This is a genomic window from Ruminococcus sp. 1001136sp1 (genome assembly GCF_039841815.1).
GTDB classification, from domain to species: Bacteria; Bacillota; Clostridia; order Lachnospirales; family Lachnospiraceae; genus Blautia_A; species Blautia_A faecis.
Map to the genome: position 1 here is coordinate 1 of NZ_JBDPGY010000064.1, position 1,309 is coordinate 1,309.

Sequence of the window (1,309 nt, forward strand, 5' to 3'; positions counted from 1 at the left end):
TGTGAATTGTCAAGGTGCTCCGGCTACTGAAAAGTAGTCGGGGATTTTTCTATCATACCTAAAAATTAAGCGCTTACGATAAAGCTTTCAGACGACCCTTCGCTTTTACGATTTTCGTTTTGTTCTCCCCGTCACGAATGGCAAGACCGGCTGAGTCATAGCCACGGTATTCCAGTTTCGATAAACCATCCAGAAGGATGGGCGCGGCCTGGGAATGGCCGGTGTAGGATACGATTCCACACATAAAATTGTTCTCTCCTCTATAACTGTTTAGTCAATTCCATACTCTTCCAAGAGTTTTTGGCGAAAAGCGGGATCTTCAAGGGCACGCTTTAGGTCGTCAATGCGGTTGTCATTCAGCAGAGCTTTGGTAAGTCGCTGTTCATGTTCTGCACCGATCTGGATTCCTTCAACTCGTCCCTTTTCCTGTAAATCCCGAAGTCCCTTACAAACATTCACCGTTTCTTCCTCTTCTTTTCTTTCTATCTTCATTCCAGTCATCTCCTCCATTACACGGACAGCCTTCCTATCCACATTTTCAAATGCTGCATTCGCATTTACAAACCGCTCTAATTTCTCTCCATCACCAGAATATTTGATGAACTTCATCACTTCCCGGAAATTAGAAGTAAAATGTTCCAACTCATCTTCGCTCATCTCCCCTGGTGCAATCAGATTAATCCGATAGTCAGGAACCAACGACAATATGTTTTTATCCTGTACCACCAACATCTCATGTAACGACCTAGGCGCATCCCAGCTATCAGCCCCGAAATACACAACTACTGTTATAATCGGAAGCAGCCTGTCTTCTCTGTAAAAGCCTGAAAGAAACTCTGCGGAATCCGGTTTCTTCTCCTTAGGCTCTTTCTCCTTCCGCGCTTTTTTATGAGAAGCCTCTGCTTTCTGCACCTGCGCTGCATACTCCAGCGAATCGTAAACCATATTTTTCACTGGCATTGCATAATGAACATTGGATTGGTTCTCCACTCCCAGGAGCAGATACACCGCATTTTCATCTTCCATAGCACACAGGATTTTAAACACATCCCGATATTTCTGATATGGCACCTCCGCCCCATCAGCTCCATATGGAATAATTATATTCGCCGTATCCAGTTCCTTCAAATTCTTAGGGTCAATGACCTTTTCTCCTTTGTAAATCATATGGTTGAACACATCCGCAAAAACCTTCGTGTCTTCCATGTACTCTTTTGTGATGATATCCTTTTTTCCCATGGATTTCACCACCTTCTATGATTTGTTTTTCAAAAGAGCTTATGTAAGTTTGAAACTCTTATGATGTATA

At 43.1% G+C, this 1,309-nt stretch carries 2 protein-coding genes; both read right to left on the bottom strand.

Annotated features, from left to right (window positions below; all coding sequences use genetic code 11):
- Nucleotides 1-73: 73 nt before the first annotated feature.
- A complete protein-coding gene (locus tag ABHC48_RS20490; RefSeq protein WP_187566208.1) occupies nt 74-244 on the bottom strand; it encodes a hypothetical protein in 171 nt (56 codons plus the stop codon).
- 26 nt (nt 245-270) lie between these two features.
- Nucleotides 271-1,239: an Rpn family recombination-promoting nuclease/putative transposase gene (locus ABHC48_RS20495; RefSeq protein ID WP_187566192.1), complete on the bottom strand. Its 969-nt coding sequence runs from the start codon at nt 1,237-1,239 to the stop codon at nt 271-273.
- Nucleotides 1,240-1,309 lie beyond the last annotated feature (70 nt).